The sequence below is a fragment of the Deferrisoma sp. genome, from assembly GCF_054681715.1.
On record NZ_BAAHFQ010000180.1, the window covers coordinates 1 to 5,586 of the forward strand.

At 72.6% G+C, this 5,586-nt stretch carries 4 protein-coding genes; all 4 read left to right on the forward strand.

Annotation, left to right across the window (positions count from 1 at the left end; all coding sequences use genetic code 11):
* Positions 1-452 precede the first annotated feature (452 nt).
* The 4 genes from ACY0I8_RS15845 (at position 453) to fusA (ending at position 5,582) form a co-directional block, all read left to right on the forward strand.
* The gene (locus tag ACY0I8_RS15845) at positions 453-1,853 is read left to right on the forward strand and encodes an RsmB/NOP family class I SAM-dependent RNA methyltransferase (protein WP_459943076.1); all 1,401 of its coding nucleotides are present in this window, start codon (positions 453-455) and stop codon (positions 1,851-1,853) included.
* 240 nt (positions 1,854-2,093) lie between these two features.
* A complete protein-coding gene (locus tag ACY0I8_RS15850) occupies positions 2,094-2,927 on the forward strand; it encodes an HAD-IIB family hydrolase (RefSeq protein WP_459943077.1) in 834 nt (277 codons plus the stop codon).
* Positions 2,924-3,538, forward strand: a complete 615-nt coding sequence (locus tag ACY0I8_RS15855) for a GerMN domain-containing protein (protein WP_459943078.1) — start codon at positions 2,924-2,926, stop codon at positions 3,536-3,538. The genes ACY0I8_RS15850 and ACY0I8_RS15855 overlap by 4 nt, the downstream gene beginning before the upstream one ends.
* A gap of 28 nt (positions 3,539-3,566) precedes the next feature.
* A complete protein-coding gene (gene fusA, locus ACY0I8_RS15860; protein ID WP_461395516.1) occupies positions 3,567-5,582 on the forward strand; it encodes an elongation factor G in 2,016 nt (671 codons plus the stop codon).
* The last annotated feature ends 4 nt before the right edge of the window (positions 5,583-5,586 follow it).

Genomic DNA, 5,586 nt, shown 5'->3' on the forward strand with positions numbered 1-5,586 from the left:
ACGGCGAAGGAGCTGCTCAACAAGGTGATCTCGGTCATGCACAAGATCCAAAAACTCCCTGCCCGGGTTCGCCTGTACTACTTGCACCCGGCGATCCAATACGCGGCGGCCTAGCGCGCCTATTTAGCCGCCGGGTTAATAATACCTTCAAGAGTAGTGCCCGGGGGCGGGTGGGGGACTGGTTCCGGCCGGGCGCGAGTGCGGCACCCTTTTCGCCGCGCCTGTCCATGCCGTTGTCGGCTCGGCAGGGGGGGCTGCGGTGGCGGACGTTCCGGATCTTTCAAAGCGATCCGGGCGTGGTGATGGCGCGGCGAGGTAAGGGGCCGCACCCGGCTCTCCACCAGCCCCCCACCCGCGGGTTTCCGTAGCGACGCCGTGGACCTGACAATACTTTCGTTGGTCTTCGTAACTTTCCAGCTTCCTGGCCTTCTAGCCTTCCCGCAGGAGTCCACGTGACCAAGACGACGAACGGACCCCGCCTGCCCCGGTGGGCCTGGTGGGGAGGGCGGCTCGCCGACGTGAACCCGCGCCACGCCGTGCGGATCCTGCGGGCCGCCGCGGGATTCGAGGAACTCGTGTTCGGGGGCGGGCCGCCGTTGGATCGGGCGCTCCAGGCCCACACCCGGGCCCGCCGGAACATGGGCCGGAACGACCGGGCCATCCTGGCCGAGGCCGTGTACCACCTGGCGCGCAACCGGGAGGCGATCCGGCGGGCACTGCCCGAGGCCGTCCCCGGGGACGGCGACCTCCTGCTCCTGGCGTTCCTGGACCGCTTGGGGGCCAAGGACCCGGGGAAGGTGCCCCACCTCCCCGGCGGGGTCGCGCCGTGGCTCCAGGCCCTCGGCCGGCTCGAGCGCCTCCGGGAGCGGTGGGTCGAGCGCCTGGAAGCCCACCGAAAGGCCGAGATTCCGGGCCGGGGCCCCGTGCGGGAGGCCCTGGAGGGGCTCTTCGGGGTGCCGGGCTGGTGGCTCGACGCCGGGCCTTGGGCCCGGGTGGGGGAGGCGGTGCGGGAGCTGGGGAGGCTCCGGCGGCCCCAGGAGCTCACGCTCCGGGTGCAGGCCCACCGGGCCGAGCGGCCGGCGGTGCTCCGGGAGCTCCGGGACGCGGGGGTGCCGGTGTCGCCCACGCCCCGGAGCCCCTGGGGCATCCGGGTTGCGGGGAGGCACAACGTGCTGGTCCTGCCCGCGGTCCGGGAGGGACGGGTGGAGGTCCAGGACGAGGGGAGCCAGCTCGTCGCCTGTCTGTGCGATCCCAAACCCGGGGAGCGGGTACTCGACTTCTGCGCCGGCGGCGGCGGGAAGGCCCTGGCCCTGGCGGCCGCCATGGGGGGGCGCGGCGAGGTGGTGGCCCACGACGCCGACCCGGCGCGGCTCCGGGACACCCGGCGTCGGGCCCGGCGGGCCGGGCTCGGGAACATCCGGGTCGAGGCGTCCGCCGAGGCCGTCGGACGCCGGGCGCCCTACGACCTGGTGCTCGTGGATGTGCCGTGTTCCTCCTCGGGCACCCTGCGGCGAAACCCCGACGTGGCCTGGCGGTGGACGGCCGAGGACCTGGGGCGCCTGACCGCGCTGCAGGCCGAGATCCTCGATCGGGTCGCGGGGTGGGTCCGGCCGGGCGGGTTCCTGGTGTACGTGACCTGCAGCCTCCTCGTGCCGGAAAACCAGGCCCAGATCGAGGCGTTTTTGGCCCGCCACCCGGAGTTCGCACCGGCCCCCCTGGGCGACCGCACGGGCCACGAACCGCTCCTCGACGTGCCGGGGGCCGAGGCCGGGATCCTGCGCCTTCCGGCGAACCTGCCCCGATACACCGGCGACGCCTTCTTCCTGGCGAGGCTCGGGAGGCTCAGCGGCTAGGCGGCTGGGCGGCGAAAGGGCCGTTCGTCGCAGGTCGGAGGTCGCGGGTCGTTGGTTTGACCGCCGAAGCACCAAACCTCCCGTGTGGCCGAAGGATGTGGGGTTCGTCCGGGACCGCCGGGGCGCGGGGTCCCCGGTCCCTGTCCTCTGTCCTCTGAATCCTGGCTCCCGTCATCGGTTGCCCCGCCCCGTCGGCGTTGCTATAAGAGGGCGCCTTTGGACCCCCCGCGGAGGGTGCCGGTGCCGAGACCCCTGCTCGTTTTCTCCGATCTGGACGGCACGCTCCTGGACCACCACACCTACCGGTGGGACGCGGCCCTTCCGGCGCTCACAGAGCTCCGGAAGGCCGGGGCCGTGCTGGTCCTGTGCTCCTCCAAAACCCGGGCCGAGATGGAGGAACTCCAGCGCGAGCTCGGGGTCGAGGGGCCCCTCATCGTGGAAAACGGGGGCGCCGTGGTCCTGACGGGGCGCTCGCCCTGGGAACGCGCCTTCCCGGATCGGTTGGGAGCCCGGCCGGCCAAGGTGTTCGGCGCCCCGTACCCGGTGCTTCGCGAGGCCCTCGGGGAGCTGCGGCGCGCGATCGGCGCGGACCTCAAAGGGTTCGGCGATCTCTCCGTGGAGGAGGTCGCGAGGGTTACCGGGTTGACCGCCGAAAGGGCGGCCCGGGCCCGGGCCCGGGAATTCGACGAGCCGTTTCTCTGGGAGCCGGAGCCCTCGGAGGGCGAGGTGTCCCGGGCCCAGGCGTTCCTGGCCCAACGGGGACTTCAGCTCACCCGGGGGGGCCGGTTTTGGCACCTCCTGGGCCCGAACGACAAGGGCCGGGCCGTCCGGTGGCTCGTGGAAGCCGTCGGGGCCCTCGAGGGGCTTCGGCCCCGGACGCTGGGGCTGGGAGACGCGGCCAACGATCTTCCCCTCCTCGAGGCCGTGGACGAGGGGGTGCTCGTGGAGCGCCCCGGGGGAGGACACCTCGAAGGGGCGCCCGCCGGGGTGCAGCGGGTGTCGGGCGAGGGCCCCGTGGGATGGAACCGGGCGGTGCGGGAATGGCTCGAACGGGTGAAAACAGGGGATCCATGAGCCGGGGGCGCAGGTCCACGTCGGCCCGCCGGGCCCGGCCGAGCCGGTCGGTCTGGGGCCGGTTGGGGTGTCTCGTCGTGGTGCTCGTGCTCGGCGCCCTGGCGGGGGCCGGGTGGCTGTGGTGGAGCGGCCGCCTGGAGCCCGTCGGGGTGTGGGACCGGGTCGTGGCCGCGGGGCGCGCCCGCCACAAGGTGACCCTCTATTTCGCCGACCCCCGCTGGACCCGGCTCGTGGCCGAGGAACGGGAGATCCCCGCCGGGCTCGGTGCCCCGGAGCTCATGGCGCGGCTCGTCGAGGAGCTGGCTTCCGGCCCCGGGGGGACCGGGACGGCCGGCGTGCTCCCCAAGGGCGTGCGGCTGCGGGGCGCGTACCTGGGAGAGGGGGGGCTTGCGCTCCTCGACTTCGACGGCACGAGCCTGGAGGGGTTCTCCGCGGGAGGGGCCTCGGGGGAGCTCCTCACGGTGTTCGCCCTCGTGCACACCGTGGTGGAAAACGTCCCCGGGGTCCGGGAGGTCCAGATCCTGGTGGACGGTCAGGAGCGCGAGACCCTGGCCGGGCACGTCAAGATCTCCGAGCCGCTTTCCCCCGACGCCGGTCTCACGGGCCGGTGACCGGGGTTCGTGAACGGGAGCCAGACCCATGCGCGACATCCGGAACTTCGGCATCTTCGCCCACATCGACGCCGGAAAGACCACCCTCTCCGAGCGGATCCTCTACTACACCGGCCGCACCCACAAGATCGGCGAGGTCCACGACGGGCAGGCCGTCATGGACTGGATGCGCCAGGAGCAGGAGCGGGGCATCACGATCACGGCGGCCACGACCCGGGTGGAGTGGAAGGGACACCGCCTGAACCTCATCGACACCCCGGGCCACGTGGACTTCACGGTGGAGGTGGAGCGGTCGCTTCGGGTGCTCGACGGCGCCGTGGTGGTGCTGGAGAGCGTGTCCGGGGTGCAACCCCAGACCGAGACGATCTGGCGCCAGGCCAACCGCTACGGCGTGCCCCGCCTCGTGTTCGTGAACAAGATGGACCGGATCGGGGCCGATTTCGACCGGTGCCTGGCGAGCCTGCGGGAGAAGCTCGGGGCCGTGCCCGCGCCCGTGGTGACACCGCTCGGGGCCGAGGACGGGTTCCGGGGGTGCCTGGACCTTCTGTCCGGCGAGGTCCTGGAATGGGACGACGCCGACCTGGGCGCCACCATGCGCCGCCGGGCGCCCGAGGGCGACGAGGCCGAGGAACTCGAGCGCCGGCGAGAGGCCCTGGTGGAGGTGCTCGCCGATTTCGACGACGCCGTGGCCGAGGCGTTCCTGGAGGGCCGGTGGCCCGATCCCGCGGACCTGCGGAAGGTCCTGAGGCGCGAGACCCTGGCCGGCCGGCTGGTGCCGGTGCTCGCCGGGTCGGCCCTGCGGAACAAGGGGGTGCAGCCCGTGCTCGACGCCGTGGTGGAGTACCTGCCGAGCCCCCTGGACGTGCCCCCGGTGCGGGGCATCCACCCGGACACCGGCGCCGAGGAGGTCCGCAAGGCCTCGGAGAAGGAGCCGTTCGCGGCCCTGGCGTTCAAGATCCAGCAGGACGTCGGCCGAAAGCTCACCTACGTGCGGGTGTACTCCGGGGTGTTCAAGGGCGGCCGGGTCTACAACGCCACCCGGCGCAAGGTGGAGAAGCCGGCCGCGATTCTCCGGCTCCACGCCGACAAAAAGGAGCGGGAGGTGGAGGCCCGAGCCGGCGACATCATCGCGCTCACGGGCCTCAAGTGGACCGTCACGGGCGACACCCTGTGCGACCAGGACCACCCGATCCTGCTCGAGACCATCGCCTTCGCCCCGCCGGTGATCAGCGTCGCCATCGAACCCCAGCGCAGCCAGGACGAGGCGAAGCTCCTGGAGGTCCTGGAGCGGCTCGAGGAGGAGGACCCCTCGTTCCGGCACGAGGTGAACGAGGAGACCGGGCAGACCCTGATCTCGGGAATGGGGGAGCTCCACCTGGAGGTGGTGGTGCGCCGGATGGAGGAGGACTTCAACCTGCCGGTCCACGTGGGCCGGCCCCAGGTGGTGTACAAGGAGACCGTGGAGGCCGAGGCCGAGGCCGAGGCCACCTTTGACCGGACCCTGGGCGACAAGCGCCACTGGGCCACCGTGCGGCTGCGGGTCGCTCCGGCGGCGCGGGGCGAGGGGAACCGGGTGCACCTGGAGGTGCTGGGCGAGATTCCCAGCGCCGCCGTTGCCGCGGTGGAGCAGGGCGTGCGCGAGGCGTTCCTGAGCGGCGAGTTCGGAGGGTACCCGGTGGAGGACGTGGCCGTGGATGTGCTGGCCGTCGAGGTCGACCCCGAGAACCCGAGCGAGATGGCCTGCAAGGTGGCGGCCAACCAGGCGTTCCGGGAGGCCTCGCGCAAGGCCCGGCCGGTGCAGCTCGAGCCCATCATGCGGGTGCAGATCCAGGTGCCCGACGAGAACGTGGGTGACGTGATCGGCGACCTCAACGCCCGCCGGGGCGAGGTGCAGGGCATGAGCGCCGGGGCCGGCATCACCGAGATCGAGGCCCTGGTGCCCCTGCGCCGGATGTTCGGGTACTCCACGGACCTGCGCTCCAAGACCCAGGGCCGGGGCACCTTCCAGATGCTGTTCGAGCGCTACGACCGGGTGGCGGAGTGAGGGG